At 33.2% G+C, this 18021-nt stretch carries 21 protein-coding genes and 3 pseudogenes; 7 read left to right on the plus strand and 17 right to left on the minus strand.

The window, feature by feature from the left end; genetic code table 11:
* Positions 1-151: 151 nt before the first annotated feature.
* The 6 genes from NHG49_RS24395 to NHG49_RS24420 all read right to left on the minus strand — a co-directional run bounded on the left by NHG49_RS24395 (position 152) and on the right by NHG49_RS24420 (position 4750).
* The gene (locus NHG49_RS24395) at positions 152-2005 is read right to left on the minus strand and encodes a sensor histidine kinase (protein ID WP_098101762.1); all 1854 of its coding nucleotides are present in this window, start codon (positions 2003-2005) and stop codon (positions 152-154) included.
* On the minus strand, positions 2002-2691 hold the full coding sequence (locus NHG49_RS24400) for a response regulator transcription factor (protein ID WP_064474474.1): 690 nt from the start codon (positions 2689-2691) through the stop codon (positions 2002-2004). The genes NHG49_RS24395 and NHG49_RS24400 overlap by 4 nt, the downstream gene beginning before the upstream one ends.
* A 39-nt stretch (positions 2692-2730) precedes the next feature.
* Positions 2731-3351 carry a class D sortase gene (locus tag NHG49_RS24405; RefSeq protein ID WP_064474473.1) on the minus strand — a complete coding sequence of 207 codons (621 nt, stop codon included), beginning with the start codon at positions 3349-3351 and terminating at the stop codon, positions 2731-2733.
* Positions 3352-3439: 88 nt separating this feature from the next.
* Positions 3440-3841, minus strand: a complete 402-nt coding sequence (locus NHG49_RS24410; RefSeq protein WP_064474472.1) for an LPXTG cell wall anchor domain-containing protein — start codon at positions 3839-3841, stop codon at positions 3440-3442.
* A gap of 177 nt (positions 3842-4018) precedes the next feature.
* A complete protein-coding gene (locus tag NHG49_RS24415) occupies positions 4019-4351 on the minus strand; it encodes a hypothetical protein (protein ID WP_000415592.1) in 333 nt (110 codons plus the stop codon).
* Positions 4352-4534: 183 nt separating this feature from the next.
* The gene (locus NHG49_RS24420; RefSeq protein ID WP_061673076.1) at positions 4535-4750 is read right to left on the minus strand and encodes a hypothetical protein; all 216 of its coding nucleotides are present in this window, start codon (positions 4748-4750) and stop codon (positions 4535-4537) included.
* Positions 4751-4910: 160 nt separating this feature from the next.
* On the opposite strand from NHG49_RS24420, the gene hpt reads away from it, so the two are divergent.
* A complete protein-coding gene (hpt, locus tag NHG49_RS24425) occupies positions 4911-5438 on the plus strand; it encodes a hypoxanthine phosphoribosyltransferase (RefSeq protein ID WP_064469199.1) in 528 nt (175 codons plus the stop codon).
* A gap of 83 nt (positions 5439-5521) precedes the next feature.
* On the plus strand, positions 5522-6424 hold the full coding sequence (locus NHG49_RS24430; RefSeq protein ID WP_064474471.1) for a diacylglycerol/lipid kinase family protein: 903 nt from the start codon (positions 5522-5524) through the stop codon (positions 6422-6424).
* Between the two features lie 78 nt (positions 6425-6502).
* Here the strand turns inward: NHG49_RS24430 and NHG49_RS24435 are convergent, their stop codons facing one another.
* Positions 6503-6649 (minus strand): DUF7003 family protein, encoded by a 147-nt coding sequence (locus NHG49_RS24435; RefSeq protein WP_218923805.1) that lies wholly within the window; start codon positions 6647-6649, stop codon positions 6503-6505.
* Between the two features lie 123 nt (positions 6650-6772).
* Here NHG49_RS24435 and NHG49_RS24440 point away from each other — a divergent pair.
* Positions 6773-7057: pseudogene (locus NHG49_RS24440) on the plus strand (Rpn family recombination-promoting nuclease/putative transposase); the annotation flags it as partial.
* A gap of 110 nt (positions 7058-7167) precedes the next feature.
* A pseudogene (locus NHG49_RS24445) lies at positions 7168-7732 on the plus strand (Rpn family recombination-promoting nuclease/putative transposase); the annotation flags it as partial.
* Here NHG49_RS24445 and NHG49_RS31515 read toward each other — a convergent pair.
* The 3 genes from NHG49_RS31515 to NHG49_RS24455 form a co-directional block, all read right to left on the minus strand.
* Positions 7701-7922, minus strand: coding sequence for a hypothetical protein (locus NHG49_RS31515; protein WP_064475076.1), 222 nt, complete (start codon positions 7920-7922; stop codon positions 7701-7703). The pseudogene NHG49_RS24445 and the gene NHG49_RS31515 overlap by 32 nt on opposite strands.
* A gap of 43 nt (positions 7923-7965) precedes the next feature.
* Complete coding sequence (locus tag NHG49_RS24450) at positions 7966-8145, minus strand: hypothetical protein (RefSeq protein WP_000924667.1); 180 nt, start codon at positions 8143-8145, stop codon at positions 7966-7968.
* Between the two features lie 74 nt (positions 8146-8219).
* Positions 8220-8567, minus strand: coding sequence for a YxeA family protein (locus NHG49_RS24455; protein ID WP_064474469.1), 348 nt, complete (start codon positions 8565-8567; stop codon positions 8220-8222).
* Between the two features lie 217 nt (positions 8568-8784).
* Between NHG49_RS24455 and NHG49_RS24460 the strand changes: the two genes are divergently transcribed.
* The 3 genes and pseudogenes from NHG49_RS24460 (at position 8785) to NHG49_RS24470 (ending at position 9911) form a co-directional block, all read left to right on the plus strand.
* A complete protein-coding gene (locus tag NHG49_RS24460; protein WP_064474468.1) occupies positions 8785-9243 on the plus strand; it encodes a helix-turn-helix transcriptional regulator in 459 nt (152 codons plus the stop codon).
* A 73-nt stretch (positions 9244-9316) separates the two neighbouring features.
* Positions 9317-9502: pseudogene (locus tag NHG49_RS24465) on the plus strand (Rpn family recombination-promoting nuclease/putative transposase); the annotation flags it as partial.
* Between the two features lie 229 nt (positions 9503-9731).
* Positions 9732-9911, plus strand: a complete 180-nt coding sequence (locus tag NHG49_RS24470) for a cold-inducible protein YdjO-related protein (protein ID WP_000289929.1) — start codon at positions 9732-9734, stop codon at positions 9909-9911.
* A 481-nt stretch (positions 9912-10392) separates the two neighbouring features.
* Here the strand turns inward: NHG49_RS24470 and NHG49_RS24475 are convergent, their stop codons facing one another.
* The 7 genes from NHG49_RS24475 to NHG49_RS24505 all read right to left on the minus strand — a co-directional run bounded on the left by NHG49_RS24475 (position 10393) and on the right by NHG49_RS24505 (position 17689).
* On the minus strand, positions 10393-12234 hold the full coding sequence (locus NHG49_RS24475) for an FtsX-like permease family protein (protein ID WP_064474466.1): 1842 nt from the start codon (positions 12232-12234) through the stop codon (positions 10393-10395).
* A gap of 15 nt (positions 12235-12249) precedes the next feature.
* Positions 12250-13011, minus strand: coding sequence for an ABC transporter ATP-binding protein (locus NHG49_RS24480; RefSeq protein WP_064474465.1), 762 nt, complete (start codon positions 13009-13011; stop codon positions 12250-12252).
* Between the two features lie 92 nt (positions 13012-13103).
* Entirely contained in the window at positions 13104-13439 is a 336-nt protein-coding gene (locus tag NHG49_RS31745; RefSeq protein ID WP_002099385.1) for an ATP-binding protein, read from the minus strand.
* A gap of 32 nt (positions 13440-13471) precedes the next feature.
* On the minus strand, positions 13472-13921 hold the full coding sequence (locus tag NHG49_RS24490; RefSeq protein ID WP_064474464.1) for an LPXTG cell wall anchor domain-containing protein: 450 nt from the start codon (positions 13919-13921) through the stop codon (positions 13472-13474).
* 326 nt (positions 13922-14247) lie between these two features.
* A complete protein-coding gene (locus NHG49_RS24495; protein ID WP_064474463.1) occupies positions 14248-14904 on the minus strand; it encodes a YkyA family protein in 657 nt (218 codons plus the stop codon).
* Between the two features lie 17 nt (positions 14905-14921).
* Positions 14922-15743 carry a peptidoglycan-N-acetylglucosamine deacetylase gene (locus NHG49_RS24500; protein ID WP_088047684.1) on the minus strand — a complete coding sequence of 274 codons (822 nt, stop codon included), beginning with the start codon at positions 15741-15743 and terminating at the stop codon, positions 14922-14924.
* An 83-nt stretch (positions 15744-15826) separates the two neighbouring features.
* On the minus strand, positions 15827-17689 hold the full coding sequence (locus NHG49_RS24505; protein WP_064474461.1) for an FtsX-like permease family protein: 1863 nt from the start codon (positions 17687-17689) through the stop codon (positions 15827-15829).
* Positions 17690-18021 lie beyond the last annotated feature (332 nt).

Consider the following 18021-nt stretch of genomic DNA (forward strand, 5'->3'; position numbering starts at 1 on the left):
AAAATAAATACCATTATACTTAGCCACTTGCTATGCACGGTTCATCGACTCCTTACATAACCTCATTTTCTATCCAAAGTATACTGTTTAAAAATAAAGATTAGGTAAAGATAATATGAAAATAAATTAAAAAAAGCGTAGCATGTACCATCTACGCTTTTTTTGGTAAGTAGAAGTAAAATAATACACCGTCTTCTGTATTCTTTACCCCATATTCAGCATCGTGTAGTTCTAAAATATTTTTAGAAATAGCTAGCCCAAGACCCGTTCCACCTTGTGAACGCTGACGAGCTGCATCCACGCGATAAAAACGGTCCCAAATTTTATCTAATTGTTCTTCTTCAATGTGAGTACCTTTATTTTCAATACACACTTTTATACGATCCTGCTCATCTATTGTGGAAATCATAATATCCTCTTTATTTGGTGTATAACGTATGGCATTCGTAATGAAGTTTACGATGACTTGTTCAATCCGACTTTGATTTGCCATCACTTCAACTGAACATATATTTTTATGCACACGAAGTTCTTTTTTCTCTATGTCCACAGAAAGGTATTCACATATATCTTCAATTACTGAATCAATATAAAATAAACCCTTTTTCATTTTATATGTACCTGACTCAAATTTAGCTAACTCAAGCATATCCAAAATTAAAGTATCCATTTTATCTACTTCTCGTTCCATCGCCTGAAAATAGTACTCTTTTTTATGTTCAGCTACTCCATCTTTTAAAATAGAAATACAGCTTTTCATAATACTCAGCGGTGTTTTCAATTCATGCGACACACCAGAAATAAATTCTTTCCGCGTATTTTCTAACTTTCTTTCCTTTTCAATATCTTGTTCTAGCTGTCCAATATGCGAATGGAGCTTATTAGATAATACATTAATATTTTTCGATAAATCACCAATTTCATCTTTTGAAGTAATCGGTATTTGTTCTGTGAAATCTAAGTGTGCTATTTTCTTCGTCGTATCATTTATTTTTAATAACGGCTTTGCAATTTGTTTTGAATAATAAAACGAAGCTAGAAAAATGAGAACGACTACAAATGCAATGATGTAAATGTAGTAATCTTGCACCATTTGTACTGCTTCATCTACAGGCTGTAAAGAAGCCATTGCATAAATATATGTTACTGATCCGTCTTTTTCTTTTATTGGCTTAATTAATAATTTATATTTTATATCATTCTTTTCATCGTCCATTGTTTGTGTTGTATATTGTATCTGTTTGTTCTCTTTTAATAATAAATCAGTTTGAAAAACCTTAATATTATCTAAAAATATGCTATTTTTATAAATTGGATTCACAGGACCGTTTACATCTGGTAACTGTACTTTTGTAACACGTCCTCCTATGTAAAAATCTGGTTCTTGGGCAGCTTGCTCCTGAACGGCCGGCCTCTTCTCCTTAACAACTTGTTCCCCGACTGCTTTCTTTTTCTCCTCATATAATTTACTCATTTTCTCATTAAATGCTTTTTCTAACGGTTTATTAGATCCGCTTAAATTCTGCTTAGATAAAGAAAAAGAGAATGGAATAAAACTATCTTCTTTTCTCACTCCAGAAAAATAAATTTCTTGTCCTAAAAACTGCTCTGATGATTTATTATCAATCTCCTCTATATTGACGAGATTACCTAAGGGAATCTTGAATATTTGTTGTCCAAAGCTCTTTTGTTGCATACGATTTATTGTTACTTCAAAATAAAAATCATCCGCATGTTTTAAATTCCCATTCTGATCTAACGTTGTAATCCACGTATTATTTTCTCTTAAAAAATCTTGCTCCAGCTTCTGAATTCCTTCTGCACTTCCTGCATAATTCAAATAATTCTTCTCAAAAGTATTTAAATTCACTTTAATATCTTCTACTTTTCGATTCGCATAATATTGTTTAAAAAATATCGTTTGTCCAATAAATATCGTCACTAAAATTAACATGCATAATGCTGTTGTGAGGGTAAATAATTTTAGTACAATCCCTTTTCTCATACATTTCCCTCAAATTTATAACCTGTTCGTACTACAGTTGTAATGCACTTTGCTTTCTCTCCTAATTTATTTCTTAAATTACGAATATGACTATTAACCGTTCGATCATCACCAGCAAATTCATATCCCCAAATTCTTGAAATTAATTGTTCCCTTGTTAGTACAATTCCTTGGTTTTTCATGAAATACACTAATATTTCAAACTCCGTATGCGTTAAACTAACATCTGCCTCATCAACAGTAACAGTACGTGACGGAAAATGGACGTGGATGCCATGAATCGATAACGTATCATCTTCGTTCTCTAAAGGTTTCTTCGATGCTTTTCTACTTTCTAATAATCGTTTCGCTCTTGCTAATAGAATGGGTGGACTATACGGCTTCGTCACATAGTCATCTGCCCCAAGTTCAAAACCAAGTAACGTATCGTCTTCATCTACGCGCGCCGTCAGCATAATAATAGGCACCTCAGACGTCTTCCTAATTCTTCGGCAAACAGACCATCCATCGAGTTCTGGCAACATAATATCTAAAATAACTAAATCAACCTCTTCTTCCTCAAATACAACTAAAGCTTCTTTCCCATCTCTTGCTTCAAACACTACATATTGCTCGCTCAAAAAATAATCTTTTAATATTTCACGCAAAATATCTTCATCTTCCACAATTAAAATGTTTTTTGACATAACTTATGTATCCCCCTTCCGTTTTCAGAAACTATCACTTCATTCTGAATAACTAGCCGTTAACTTCGCCTCGATAATATATCTATCTGGTGCATCACCTATATAATCAAATGGATAGCAAGTCGTTAGTGTTAATATCGGTTCTTCTTTTTTTATAATAACAGTACGATCATCCGCATGGGTAATCCATATCTTTTGAATTTCGTATGTGTAAGTTTTATTATCATACTCTAAAACAAGAGTGTCTTTTTCTTTTAACTCTCCTAAATCTGTAAATACAGTATCCCGGTGTCCACTCAGTACAGTATGTCCCCCTCCAGATGGCGTTGTCGTTAAATCACTAACGAACATTCCAACTCCTTTCTTCAACGTTGCATCATCCGCTCCCCAGTATATAGAAAACTTCTTCTTTATTTTCGGTATATGTAACAGTGCTACCTTTTCTCCTTCTTTATGTTCTGTTTGAGAAGAAGGCACTTGGGAAGTCACAGCTGTTTCATGAGAAAGTTTATTATGTTGTATATTGTTAAGACTCTTTATTTCTTCTTTCGTCAATTGTTGAGCAGAGCTTTTTCCTTTATACCATTCCATAGCGTAATATGCTCCCGTGAATAGCCCTATGGCCATCAATATGATACCGATATAATTGAGTAACTTCATGTTCATCCCTCCATGTCAAAAATGGTAGGAATAACCTACCATTTTTAATATATGAAATTATTCCATTCTTTATAGGACAATATTTTATTTACGCCTTAACTTTATTGCGACGATTCAAACCAAATAATGTCCCTATCCCTACAAGACATGCGCTTAATGCCATCATTGCTACATTATTGGATGCTGTGTTTGGTAATTTTTCACCTTGTACAGCTGGCTTCGCTACTTCTTTTTTTACCGCACCATTTTTTTGTTGTACTTGTGCCGCTTCTTTTTTTGCCATATCATTTTTTAACTGTTCTTGCGCTATTCTCTTTTTCTCTTCTTCACTCTTTTGCTGTTCCTTAATCGCTGCTTCTTTTTTCGCTTTATCTTGCTGCAGTTGCGCCGCTTCTTCCTTTGTTACTGTTCCAGTATCTGCGCTTGCTACTGAAGAATATCCCACTGTTAAAAGTGCCATTGCACAAATTGGTAATAGTTTCTTTTTCATTTTATTTCTCTCCTTTTATACGTTTTACATCACTTCGCATCGGATGTATCACTAGCATAAGCAAGAGATATAAATATAAAATGCAGATGAAATATATTTCATTTAAAGATTTCATTGTAGAAAAATAAAAAAACATCGCAATATATACGATGTTTTTTCGGGTGTGTGTCTCAATATTTACATGTTACTTTCGCGTGATTTAGAAGTAGAATGGGCCGGAGCGATAACTAATTGTCTCGGCTCAGTTTTCTTTAAGTGATTTTTGACGTTACACTTACGACGTTGAACAACCCACGCTTTAATAGGGTTTGTCAAAATAATCTTTTGCTCTTCATTAGGGGCCTCTTCTTCAAACCTACAACTCTCGCTCCATTTATTCCATTTCATTGTAAATTTAGAAGAAGAATGATCGTCTTCTCGATCAAACAAGTGCAAAAAATCCATTTCGCCAGCTAGCATTACGGTGTTGCTAGTTGCTAAAAAAGAAAAGGTCGTCCAACGTTTCTCCATGCCCTCCTACTCCTTTTTCACATATAGAGTGCCTAAAACTTAATTTACCTAAAATATGCTTGCCTTTTACCTTACACCTATAGTTTATCCAAAACACTACTATGCAACTATCGATTTGCCTTACAACTACCTTACATTTTTGTAAGAAACAAAAAACCTTCACTCTCTATACGTGAAGGTTTCTCATTTCTCATCTATATGATCTTTCATATGATCGACTCCAGCTTCTTGCAGCTGTGACATCATACCGTGGGAAATTGCGCCTAATACTAAAGTCATTCCAATTAGTGAAATCCGAATCGCTGGTACATCAATTATGTAAGCCAAACTGCCAAGAACAATTGTTAAAAACAATGCTTTTATAAATGTTGCACTTGTATACTCTTTCTTTCTCATCATAATCACCCTTTTGGAAGCGTTTTCTTTATATGATTAGTATATCATATCATCTGATTATTTTGTGGGGATTTCTGTAAAAAACTTATATCTTCTTTGACTTTTCCCTTTCTTTCCTTTACAGTCGAAATGTTCACAAGTTTTACACTGTAGGAGGACTCCAATGAATATTGAAATAAAAGACACTTTAATTTCTGAAGAAAAATTACAAGAAAAAGTAAAAGAACTAGCACTTCAAATCGAACGTGACTTTGAAGGAGAAGAAATCATAGTAATCGCTGTATTAAAAGGATCTTTCGTATTCGCTGCCGATTTAATTCGTCACATTAAAAATGATGTAACAATTGACTTTATTTCTGCATCTAGCTACGGAAATCAAACAGAAACAACTGGAAAAGTAAAACTATTAAAAGATATCGATGTAAACATTACTGGAAAAAACGTAATTGTCGTAGAAGACATTATCGATTCTGGTTTAACACTTCACTTCTTAAAAGATCACTTCTTTATGCATAAACCGAAAGCATTAAAATTCTGTACGTTACTTGATAAACCTGAGCGTCGTAAAGTGGACTTAAAAGCTGAATATGTTGGCTTCCAAATTCCAGACGAATTTATCGTTGGATACGGTATCGACTGCGCAGAAAAATATCGTAACTTACCATTTATCGCTTCAGTTGTAACGGAATAATATAATAGAATAAACTTCCATCAATTACTGGTGGAAGTTTATTTTCTATCACAATTCGTAAAAGACAAAGGGAGAGAATAAAAATGACAAAGACAAAATTTGAAAAAGTACTCCTCATCGTAAATCCAAAAGCAGGGCAAGGCGATTTACATACGAACTTAACGAAAATTGTACCACCTCTTGCGGCAGCTTTTCCTGACTTACATATCCTTCATACGAAAAAGCAAGGTGATGCAACAAAATATTGCCAAGAGTTTGCTAGTAAAGTAGATTTAATTATCGTCTTTGGTGGTGACGGCACTGTATTTGAATGCACAAATGGCTTAGCACCTCTTGAAACTAGACCTACACTTGCCATCATTCCAGGCGGAACTTGCAACGACTTCTCTCGCACACTTGGCGTTCCGCAAAACATCGCAGAAGCAGCAAAACTTATTACACAAGGACATGTAAAACCAGTTGACGTCGCAAAAGCAAATGACCTACACTTCTTAAACTTCTGGGGCATTGGACTTGTCTCTGAAGTATCAAACAATATCGATGCGGAAGAGAAAGCAAAGCTTGGGAAAATTGGTTACTATTTAAGCACCATTCGAACTGTCAAAAATGCTGAAACATTCCCCGTAAAAATTACGTACGACGGACAAGTATATGAAGACGAAGCCGTCCTTGTTATGGTTGGAAACGGTGAATATCTTGGCGGTATCCCGTCCTTTATTCCGAACGTAAAGTGCGACGACGGAACACTTGATATTTTCGTTGTAAAATCAACAGGCATTCAAGCGTTTAAAGATTATATCGGAAAGAAACTATTTGAAGACTCAAATGAAAATGACATCTTCCACGTAAAAGCGAAATCCATTCATATTGAAACCGAAGAAGAAAAAGAAGTAGATACAGATGGAGAAAGCTCGCTTCATACACCTTGTCATATTGAACTATTACAAGGACACTTTACGATGATTTATAATCCTGCGATTGTATAATATAAAAAGACGAGCTAAAGTTCCAACACTTCGGCTCGTCTTTTTATTAGCAATTCATTTTGATTTACTCTTTAATTTTTAATATAAATTTTCGTAATCAAACTCCACCCAATTTTTCCAGTGCGTATTAGAATCCTTATTCACAATAACACTTGGATCTTTCTTCTCTATTGCAGCGGCTACTGATTGGAAGAATTCAATTTCACTAGAGTATAACATAGACATATTTGTTTGCGACATTCTAATAATATTGCTAAAAAAATAGCAAAGTTTCCTGTTTGCATGCCCTAGTTCTTTTTAGATACAATGAAGGAAAGAAGGAACCTGACACAAGGGAGAGGAAAAGCTGTGTTCAGCCAACAATTAGTTAATTTACGCATTGATTTTGCATTTAAACAATTGTTTGGTACGAATGGTAGTGAAGATATTCTAATTGCATTTTTAAACGCTATGTTACAAGATTCTTTAGAATCACCCATCGCTTCTCTACAACTAGAAGATCCACATTTACACCGGGAACATGCAAATGATAAATTATCAATTCTAGACATTTCAGCTACGTTAAACACAGGAACAAAAGTAAATGTAGAAATACAGCTCAATAATAATCACGATATGATGAAACGTAGTTTATCCCGCATTAACGGGCAGTAAGACCCCCACCTCAAAATTCAGCGGAAGCAAAGAAGTTAGGTAGGGAATCAACTGCCCGTAAAAGTCCGATTGGTTCAACTAATAATCAGTGGGGGAAATTATATACATCTCAATTACAAAAAGGTATGCCTTACAGTTCGCTTCATAAAACCATCACCATTAATTTATTGAACTTTATAATGTTCCTCAGACCACAAAGAATTTCATACAACGGGCACATTATGGAATACACAACAACAGAAACTCTTGAGTGATGACATAGAAATTCACATTATAGAAATTCCAAAGTTAACAAAACAATGGCATGAAGAAAAAGTAAATCCGTGGAAAGATCCATTTGTTCGTTGGCTTTTATTGCTTTCAGCAAATGAGGATGAACACTTAACTAAAACATTGGAGGATATTGCTATGAACCAAGACCCTATTTTACAAAAAGCAATAAACAAGTGGGAACGTATGAGTCAAGATTCCTCTTTCCGCCAAGCCTATGACGCAAGAGAGAAAGTTTTAATGGATGAAGTAGCAAAATTCGCCCACGCAGAGACAGCAGGAATAAAAAGAGGAATGGAACAAGGAATGAAACGAGGGCTTAAAAAAGGGCTTGAGTTGTTTCAAGCTCTTTTTATCCACTTTCCTCGATATCATCCAATTTAGTCTTATAACATTCATTACACTCTAGCATAGTAGGAAGAATCCCTCTTTCATCAGCTAATAACACCCTCAAAACTTCTCGATCTATCTCTACGAAATACTTCATAATAATGGGATATCCTTCAATAATATTCTTATACTCAATTCCTTGTTCAAACTTTTTTCCGCTCTTTATTTCTTCTATTTTCAACATAAAAAATCCGAAACCATACAAAATGATTTCGGATTTCCTATAGTTAAAATATTAAATTACATTTCGAACAAAAAGGAGCGGAATTGCCTCTCCTAATTTTCCCATCACATTTTGGACAATATACATATCGCTCTTCTATCTTTTCTCGCTCTATCATATGTAAAGATACTATTCTCATACTACACATAAATCCAATTAAAATAAGACTAACAATGAGTAACATCACTCTCGCCCCCCTCACTAAACTTTACCATAAAACAACAAAACCGATTCCCACATTGAGAATCGGTTTTATACTTATAATCCTAACTTCATCTTCGCTCCATTAGGAATTTTATCTATCGTTACTTGCACTTTATCATATAAGAACTTACCTCTCGTAAGCACATGCCAGTATGAATCTTTCGGTAATTCATCTACTCCGTCAATTGTAACTTCTTTTTCCTTACCATTTTCATCATAAGCTTTCACTTTATATTCACGACCTTTATTTCCATCTAATTCTTTACCATCGTTATCAATTATTGCATAATGGTGCTCTATATCAAGAAATGGATTCATTCTATCAATCGCAGCACTCCCATTTAATAAATATGCCGCTCCTGCGACGATAACAAGTAATGATCCAAAAATAAATCTTTTCATCTATATTCGGCCTTTCATTATGTTTTCTTTAAGATGTTTCTAAGTATAGAGCGTATTTCTTAATAAAAAATAGTACGGTTTCTTAACATTTTCTTAAACTAAAATTGAAATAGTAATTAGAAAGATCAAAACAGCAATAAATAACTTTTTTGCACTACCTTTGACAAAATTACACTCACAGTGTAATTTTACACTATAAGAGAAAAGGAGATGCATTATGGATAAACAAGAATTTATTGAACTCGTTAATTCGAAATTAAAACTCATACGTGTTGAAAATGATTTATCACAAGATAAAATGTCAGAAATTATTGGTTTATCGAAGAAAACATTAGTAGAAATTGAAAAAGGGAGACGTACGCTAACATGGTCAGGTGCAGTTTGTGTCGTAACACTCTTCGAACAGAGCAATACAGTCCAGATGACATTCGGGGATGATGTGAATGAAATTATAAAAACAATCGCTTTTACACATTACAATATGAACTTTCCGAAGACTTTAGGTGGAAAAGTGTGGTGGCGACAAATAAAAGAATTAAACGGTTATCACATTCAACAAAATATTTTATCCCAACATTATCGAATTTTAGATAAAGAGGATCGTAGAATATGCCATTCATTCGAATTGGATGAAATTGAACAAAGCTTTATGGAAATGGCAAAAACCTCTCAATAAAGTCCAACTAATTGGGCTTTTACAGATAGTCCGACTCCTACCTAACTACTTCGCTTCAACCAAATTTTGAAGTGGGGTCCCTATTACCCGTTTATGCCCGATAAATTTATTAAACTTCCTAATGTTTTCAAAACAAAAAGGCTTCCATGCAACGAGCATACTATGGAAGACACAACAGCAGAAACGCCTAAGTGATGACATAGAAATTCCAAAGTTAACAAAACAATGGCATGAAGAAGATGTAGAAAAACACCGAGAAGGTTGCCGGTATACACTGTATCAAATTGAATTATTACTAAAGCTTTCAACGATGATTTATAATCCTTAGCTTATATAATCCTTATTTTGCTATACTTTAACAATTACTAACCTTCGCATTTTTTCAAAAAATAAAGTATAATGAACTAATATAAAAAAGGTTGTTAACAAAATCGTTAACAACCTTTTTTGTTTTTCTGAAAAACTTTTCAATTTAAGGGAGCGATCACATGTATTGGAGAAAAAATGATAAACCTGTAGTAGAACCAGAAGCAATTGCTGTATGGGAATGCCTAGAAGAAAACTGCCGTGGATGGATGCGTAAAAACTTTGCATTAGAAGCAGAACCGAAATGTCCGTTATGCAAAAGCGATATGGAAAGCGGCGAACGCTTATTACAAAAGATATAATAAATTCTCTTCTTCACCTTTTATAAACTGAAACATAGAGGATTCTCTTTCTCCTTATTTACAATGTGCATCGAAAGCAAATAAACTATACAAAAGTTTTGCGTATCCTCGCAAAGCTTTTGCAATATCTCAAACTCATTCCAACTATCATTCTTTACTAAAAAAATAAATTACATTTTGAATAAAAAGGAGCAGAATTCCCCTTTCCAATTCTCCCATTACACTTCGGACAATACATATACAAACCTTTGTCTCTCTACTATCCCAAAAACTACTACTTTCATCCCGATCATAATTCCTATCAAAATGATGCTAAGAATCAATAACATAGTGTATCCTCACTTACAAAAAAAGTGAAATATTAGGAAATCTTATGTCATATTTTATACCCCTATATTCATTAAATCAATTTGCTACAATCATTTTGTTTTCAAAACAATCTAATATAACCTTTTACTAGATTTATATCTAGGCTTACATACTACACTTCTTTCGGAAGAACAATTTTTTTATAAAATTGAACTGTAATAAAATAATAAGCTACGTAAATGACTAAGAAAATAATAATAGGAAGCCAAATACGGAAATATGGATTATTGATTATGAACGAAAACATGTTCATGCCAACTAATACGTGCATTATACCTACTATCGCTGGGAACAAGAAGACGAAAAGTAATTCTTTATAAATTGATTTAGTTAATAACTCATAACGTACACCAATTTTACGAAGCATTTGATAGCGAATAATATCTTTTGAAGTGCTAGAAAGAATCTTAAACATTAAACTGCTTGCCAACATCGCTAAGAATGCTATCCCTAAGAAAAATCCCATAAATACGGTTCCACTGTAAGTACTGTACAATGATTTATATGTCATATATTTACTACGTAATTCTGTTTTTTCTACCTCTTTATATTTAATAACTTCTAATTCGTCAATTTGCTTCCATCTTTGTTCATATTTCATGAAATCTTCTGTTTTTCCAAAGAATACAATTCTTTCTTCACCTTGGATTTCATCGTACATCTTTTTATCTACAATCTTTATACTTTGATTAGGGTATACATAAGTTTTTTGGAGAGTTCTTAGCGCATATCTCCATTCTTCTGGAATGAGGATATCATTCTCGATTTTCTCTGGACCACGACTTAAAACAGCTCCAACTGGTAGCTCTTTAGAAACAGATATAAATTGCTTTCCATCCTCTCCACCAGTCGGTATTAACAGACGATTTGCTTCCAAATCTTCTTTCAAATAATAAATGAACTGATCATCTACTTTATAGCGATATTCGTTTTTCTCTTTAAATGTAATTCCACTTAATATTTTCTTTTCTTCTACTGTCGGATTGTTAATTTCCACATCATAATAATCAAATGTTTCAATAATGTTTGTAACATTATTTTTTAAAGCCATACCACTAGAGACAGCACCCGCACCGAGAGCCACTAACATAGCAACTGTCGCTAATACTTTCGTTAAACTATTAATAGAAAAACTTAACTGTGCAAGCGTGAACGCATTAATTCCTGTTTCACTACAATTTTTATTCGCTTTTAGTTTGTTAATAATAATAGGAAGGAATGATGTAAATAGCATGTAAGTTCCTAATGTTACTGTAATTGTAGCAATGATAAATCCTGATTCCTTTAACTCTTTCATATAAATCATAGAAATATAACCAACTGCTAATAAAACAATTGATAAAAGTGCTACTATATTCGTTAAATTCCCTTTAGTAGGAGTACCAGCTGTTTTATCATTAGAGTGAACCAGCTGTAATAGCGAATTACGCACTAGTTTTATACCATTCATAATTGCGGACAACATAAATAATGCAATGAAAAAGATGAAAGTAACAATGATTGATGGTACATAGAATGCATGATAACCAACTCCAGTAAACTCCAGCTCCTTCATCAGTAAATACCCAACACCTTGCGCCAAAATTATACCGAATACCACACCTACTATAAGAGACACCATTCCTAATACAATCGTTTCAATACACATGAGCAATGTAATTTTATGCTTTTTTGCCCCTAATACCATATACATACCAAATTCTTTTTGCCGGAGTGATAATAAAAATGAATTGGCGTGTAAAATATAAAATAATGTAATAAATCCTAATAAAAATGAGCCTGTTTGGAAAACCGAAAAAATTCCATCCATGGAATTCCCTTCGATAAATGTTTTATTTAAAGCTAACGTTTGAAACATATAAAAAATTGAAATAGACATAATAAGACCCACTAATAAGACAATATAGTCTTTTCGTTTACTTTTTAATCCTGACATGGAAAGTTTGAATAACATGTTGAACCTTCTTTCCTATGCTTTTTGTGTGCCTAAATCGGCAAGCACATCTAAAATTTCTTTATAGAATTCATCACACGTACCTCTGCGATAAATTTCTTTATACAGTTCTCCGTCTTGAATGAATAAAATACGTCGGCAGTAACTCGCACTAAATGGATCATGTGTAACCATCATAATCGAAACATCCTGTTCTTCATTTAATTTGGTCATCGCCTCTAATAAACTTTTTGCATTTTTAGAATCAAGCGCTCCTGTTGGCTCATCTCCTAAAATTATTTCTGGCTTATGTACAAGTGCACGAGCCGCTGCCGAACGTTGTTTTTGTCCACCTGATACTTCCGACGGATATTTTTGAAGAATCTCTGATATCCCTAACATTTCCGATACCTTTTTCACCTTTGATCCAATTCTTTTGGAGTGAACACCTTGCAGAGAAAGTGGTAATGCAATGTTTTCATATATTGATAAATTTTCAAGTAAATTAAAATCTTGAAAGATAAATCCTAGTTTCTCTGAGCGAAAATCAGATAATTCCTCTTGCTTCATTTTCGTAATATCTATTCCAGCAATTTCAACAACTCCACCTGTTGCCTTATCTAATGTAGAAATTACATTCAATAATGTTGTTTTTCCTGAACCTGATGGTCCCATAATTCCAACGAATTCACCCTCTTGAATTGAGAACGATACATTCTTTAATACACGTGATTGGCTCTCTTCTTTCTTACCATATACCTTTTGTACATTCTTTACCTCTACAACTGATGTTTTCATATATATCCTCCTACACTTCTTAACCCATTTCTAAGTATAGATAGAATTTCTTAATAAATAGCGGCGGATATTCTTAACATTTCTTTAAGAATCTAAAAGCCCCAAATCATAGTAGATTGGGGCTTTTGAATTCTATATTCTATTTTTGAGTAACAAATAAAGTATTTATTTCTCCACTTTAATTTTTGTTTGTTTATTGTAGAAATAATAACATCTTTTTTCGCTGGCGTATAACGGATTGCATTCGTTATATAGTTGACAATTACTTTTTCAATAAGATCTTGATTGGCAACAACTTGCATTGCAGATACATGTTTGTAAACATGTATTTTTTTCTCTATATCTAATGATAGCTGTTCACATATATACTCTATAACCAAATCAATATAAAAGGAAATCCAATACGATTTACAAGTCTCACTTTTCATTCATCCATTTTTTTATAGGCTAATGCAAAATTTTATGCTTTAATCTTACGACGAGTAAATCCAAATACGGATCCTAATGCTACAAGGCACGCGCTTAGTATCATCATTATTACACTATTTGATGCTGTATTTGGTAGTTTTTCTCCTTTTACAGCTTGTTTCGCTACTTCTTTTTTCTCTACATCATTCTTTTGTTGGGCTTGAATCGCTGCTTTCTTTTTTTCTAATGCTTCTTTTTGTTGATCCTGAATCGCTACTTCTGCTTTTTCTAATGCTTTTTTTTCTTGATCCTGCATTGCTGCTTTCTTCTTCTCTAACGCCTCTTTTTGCCAAGCCTGAAATTCTGCTTCCTTTTTTTCTAACGCCTGTTCTTGCGCTTGTACTTCTTCCTTTGACATTGTTCCAGTAGATGCACTAGCTACCGATGAGTATCCTATTGATAAAAGTGCTATTGCACAAATTAGTAAAAATTTCTTTTTCATTTTTTCTCTCCCTATATACTTTTTTAAACACCACCTTGGGTGTATTTATAGAATAAACAAGCTATATAAATATAAGATGCAGATACGATATATTTCACTTAAAGATTCAATTAGTGTAATTAATCTCTATGTATAGATGTATTCCCTTGAAAAATAGTAGAGGAATTTCTTGATTTTTCCCTTAAGAATATTAAAAAGCCCCAAACTATAATAGTTTGAGACCCTTGAATTCTATATTCTATTTTTGAGTAAGAAACAAACTTTTATTTTTGATTTTTTCCTTTTGTACTTAATAAATAAGATTAAATGATATAGGAATAAAGTATTTACTTCTCATCTTTAATTTTAATTTTCGCTTGTTTATAAAAATCTAATTTCTCTTTGTTATATTCTTTTGTATATCCATTAAATTTCTCTTTTTCTCGTTGAATGTCCTCATTCATTTGATTTACACCTTTAATCTTTTCACTAATCTTTTTTAAGTTCGTTTCTTTTTCGCCTAAGCTTTTATATACTTCTCTTTCAAATCCCATTAATTTTTGATACGAATCATTTATCTTATTAAAAGATGAATAACGCTTTTTATAAATATCCTGTATGTTTTTTGCTTGTTTTTGAAGAGCAGCATCTTCCATTTTATCTATAGTTTTATGAACTGATTTTATTTCTTCCTGTGCTTTTTCAAAAGCTTCTTTTTCTTTGTTCCATACTTTTTCACGTTCGTCCATGCTTTTTGTAGCTTGCTCTATCTTCGGCATAATTGCTTGGTTACTATCTTTACCATCATTTATAATTTGATTGTATAACTCTTGACCTTGTTTTTCTAAACCCTCTAGTTTTTTCACATCTTCAGAAACCGCCTTTTCTTGCTTCGTTGCATTTTCAAATGCGACGTACAATTCTGCTTCTGGCTTTGCGCCAAAACACCCTGTCAATAAGCTTATAGATATAATTCCGGTAATCGTTAACGCTTTATAAGTCAATGTCAATTCCTCCTATGTTACATTCGTTTATCATGCATAAAGTTCAAGGGGAAATGATCATCTTCATGATATGCTTCAAATTCATACCCTTTTTCTTTTAAACCTTTAATAATAGCCGGTACTGCAGCGATAGATTGCGGATGAATATCGTGCATTAAAATAACTTCTTTGGGATTTGTCGCACTAGCAAGTACATTTTGAACAATTTTCGCTTTCGCAATATCAATTGGTATACTATTATATTCCCAATCTAATGAATCAATTGTCCAATCCCATACTCTAAGACCATTTTCTACAACTTTATTACGAAGTTCTTCGTGTAATCCTGGCTTTGAACCATATGGTGGGCGTGTTAGTTTTGGGGCATGTCCGAGAATACTAGCAATTAAGCCTTGATCCTCTTTCATTTCATCTACGTAGCCACCTTGGGCATATAATTTTCTATTATTGTGCGTCATACTATGCATACCAACATAGTGTCCTTCCGCTTCTTCTCGTTTTACTAAATCAGGGTATGATTTTACATTTTGACCGATTAGAAAAAATGTTGCTTTTGCATCATTTTCCTTTAATATGTCTAGTAACTGTGCCGTATATTTTCCTGGTCCGTCATCAAAAGTAAGATAGGCAATTTTCCTAGTTTGACCATTAAATTGCGTTGGTGCAACCTTATTCATCTCCACTTTTATTTGTTCATTTGCATTTTGAACTGGATTCTCTTGATTTGCTATCGCTTTTGCAGGTGAAGTTATCGCTTGAAATACAAAAAAAGCCCCTCCCACTACAACTATAGCTACCATCATTACAACTATATTCTTTACCTTTAACAGTTTCCCCATTTTATTAATTCCTTTCTACGTCCATTACTTACTTATACTAAAAATATTACTCTAGTTTTTTACCCCTTCCCCCGGCATCCATTCTATTTTTCCTTTGGAAGCACAATCCTCTTATATAATTGAACAGTGATCAAATAGTAGACACCGTAAATGATTAAAAATATACAAATCGGAAGTCCAATATTCACATATGGATTTACAAAAAACTTAACAAATGTAAATATATTCATTCCTACTAAAACGTGTATAAGACCCAATATGGCTGGAAATAAAAATACAATGCCTAATTCTTTATACATAGATTGTATAAGTAATTCTTTACGTACCCCAATTTTCCGAAGCATCTCATACCGCCCTATATCTTTCGTAGCTCCAGAAAGGATCTTAAACATTAAACAACTTGCCATCATAGCTAAAAAAGCAAGACCTAAAAAGAATCCCATAAAGGAAGTTCCTTTTGAAAAGGCAAGCATAGATTCATAATCATTATAGTTTGTTGGTAAATATACGTCTTCCTTAGGCTTATTAATAGCGGCGGCTATTTTTTCGATTTGACGATTATCCATCTCTTTTAGCTCTGTCTTATACCGTAAAATATTATCGATTTTAGCAATAAAAAACGTATGCTCATTACCTTGAATTGCTTTATACCGGTTTTCGTCGACGATATAGACAGGTTTACGATTATATACAGTAATATTCGATCTAAAATCACTATCCATACTCTTATCCCAATTCAGTGGTAACGTAGAACTAGATGGATCAACTTCCTCTCCCTTAAACATCCTATAGCTCGAAGATGGAAGTTGTTCAGTAATATGTATTGTCTCTTTCTTTCCAAACAACAGTGGCGGATTCTCTAATAATTCTTCTTTTAAATAGTAAACAGCCTCATTATTAACTTTATATTTATATTGTTTTTTATCTACAATTTTCATTTTTTCCATAGCTTTATAATCCGCTGCTTCTGGATCATGAATTGTAATATCATACCCTGACATTCTTTCTGCTGTAAGGATTACGTTTTTCTGTAAAGACATGCCACCAGCCATTGCCCCCACACCAAGACCAATTAACATCGTTACCGTTCCTAATATTTTCGCCAAACTACTTACACGGAACTGCAATTGTGCAAATGTAAATGCATTTAATTTCTTCTCATTTAAATAGCGCGTTTTCTTTAGCCTATTAACAATCATAGGTAAGAACGAAATAAATATAAGATATGTCCCAATTGTAATCGTGAATAATGGAAGCATAATGGCGCCAGCACCTTTTATTCCTACGAAGATTACGAAATAATATCCTACACCTAGTCCTAGCAAACTACATAAAAGTAACAATATCGTGGCTGGTCCTTTCATTCGTATGCGCTCCGTTTGCTGCTCTGTACGAATTAAATCTAGTTCTGTTTTAAGTGCTATACGAATGGCATTTACAACGGATGTAAGCAGAAATAACGCACTAAAGAATATAAATGTTATTTTGAATGCAGGAACATAAAATGCTTGATAACCTTCCGTTGAAATTTCCAATTGTTTCGTTAAAAATTTGCTAACAAAATTAGAAAGAATAGCTCCGAATACACTACCTAATGCTAGTGAAATCATTCCCATAGACAATGTCTCAAAGAATAAAAGTTGGCTGATTTTACTCTTTTTGGCCCCTAAAACAAGATACATGCCAAGTTCTTTCCGCCGGAGTGAAAGTAGAAAAGAGTTTGCATAAAAAATATAAAAGAATGTAATAAATGCTACCAAAACAGAGCCTATTTGAAATACAAATACAATTGAACCAATAATACTGTTATTCATTGTAAACTCTTTATTTAGCGCAAGCGTTTGAAACATATAAAAAATAGAAATTGAGATGACAAGGCCTATTAGTAAAACGATGTAATCCTTTATCATTTTTTTCATACTAGAAATAGAAAGTTTTAATAACACACTCTACACCCACGCTTCTCTACAGTGTGGTGTACTACATTCATCTTTTTACTATACCCTCTTTGTACAACGTTCTCTTCAAATATTAAATTTTTCATATTGCCTCCTGTCATTTGGCTAGTGCTGCGATCATGCTATTTTCATAGCCACTAACTATCATTTTATCTTTTCCCTACAAACAGCAATATTGATTCCTCTTACATTTTTGTAATGTACACTCCCGAAAAAAAACATTACAATATGCAAATCAAACATTTTATAATCCGATTCATATACCTTTTGACATCAATATTCTCACGCTCAAATAATATATTTACACATATAAAGTCGAA

It is taken from the genome of Bacillus sp. IBL03825 (genome assembly GCF_024712505.1).
GTDB classification, from domain to species: Bacteria; Bacillota; Bacilli; order Bacillales; family Bacillaceae_G; genus Bacillus_A; species Bacillus_A wiedmannii.

Excerpts from the sequence above, each read along its gene's own strand:
- NHG49_RS24395 (WP_098101762.1), bottom strand. The coding sequence starts at position 2,005 with ATGAGAAAAGGGATTGTACTAAAATTATTTACCCTCACAACAGCATTA.
- NHG49_RS24400 (WP_064474474.1), bottom strand. The coding sequence starts at position 2,691 with ATGTCAAAAAACATTTTAATTGTGGAAGATGAAGATATTTTGCGTGAA.
- NHG49_RS24405 (WP_064474473.1), bottom strand. The coding sequence starts at position 3,351 with ATGAAGTTACTCAATTATATCGGTATCATATTGATGGCCATAGGGCTA.
- NHG49_RS24410 (WP_064474472.1), bottom strand. The coding sequence starts at position 3,841 with ATGAAAAAGAAACTATTACCAATTTGTGCAATGGCACTTTTAACAGTG.
- NHG49_RS24415 (WP_000415592.1), bottom strand. The coding sequence starts at position 4,351 with ATGGAGAAACGTTGGACGACCTTTTCTTTTTTAGCAACTAGCAACACC.
- NHG49_RS24420 (WP_061673076.1), bottom strand. The coding sequence starts at position 4,750 with ATGATGAGAAAGAAAGAGTATACAAGTGCAACATTTATAAAAGCATTG.
- hpt (WP_064469199.1), top strand. The coding sequence starts at position 4,911 with ATGAATATTGAAATAAAAGACACTTTAATTTCTGAAGAAAAATTACAA.
- NHG49_RS24430 (WP_064474471.1), top strand. The coding sequence starts at position 5,522 with ATGACAAAGACAAAATTTGAAAAAGTACTCCTCATCGTAAATCCAAAA.
- NHG49_RS24435 (WP_218923805.1), bottom strand. The coding sequence starts at position 6,649 with ATGTCTATGTTATACTCTAGTGAAATTGAATTCTTCCAATCAGTAGCC.
- NHG49_RS31515 (WP_064475076.1), bottom strand. The coding sequence starts at position 7,922 with ATGTTGAAAATAGAAGAAATAAAGAGCGGAAAAAAGTTTGAACAAGGA.
- NHG49_RS24450 (WP_000924667.1), bottom strand. The coding sequence starts at position 8,145 with ATGTTACTCATTGTTAGTCTTATTTTAATTGGATTTATGTGTAGTATG.
- NHG49_RS24455 (WP_064474469.1), bottom strand. The coding sequence starts at position 8,567 with ATGAAAAGATTTATTTTTGGATCATTACTTGTTATCGTCGCAGGAGCG.
- NHG49_RS24460 (WP_064474468.1), top strand. The coding sequence starts at position 8,785 with ATGGATAAACAAGAATTTATTGAACTCGTTAATTCGAAATTAAAACTC.
- NHG49_RS24470 (WP_000289929.1), top strand. The coding sequence starts at position 9,732 with ATGTATTGGAGAAAAAATGATAAACCTGTAGTAGAACCAGAAGCAATT.
- NHG49_RS24475 (WP_064474466.1), bottom strand. The coding sequence starts at position 12,234 with ATGTTATTCAAACTTTCCATGTCAGGATTAAAAAGTAAACGAAAAGAC.
- NHG49_RS24480 (WP_064474465.1), bottom strand. The coding sequence starts at position 13,011 with ATGAAAACATCAGTTGTAGAGGTAAAGAATGTACAAAAGGTATATGGT.
- NHG49_RS31745 (WP_002099385.1), bottom strand. The coding sequence starts at position 13,439 with ATGAAAAGTGAGACTTGTAAATCGTATTGGATTTCCTTTTATATTGAT.
- NHG49_RS24490 (WP_064474464.1), bottom strand. The coding sequence starts at position 13,921 with ATGAAAAAGAAATTTTTACTAATTTGTGCAATAGCACTTTTATCAATA.
- NHG49_RS24500 (WP_088047684.1), bottom strand. The coding sequence starts at position 15,743 with ATGGGGAAACTGTTAAAGGTAAAGAATATAGTTGTAATGATGGTAGCT.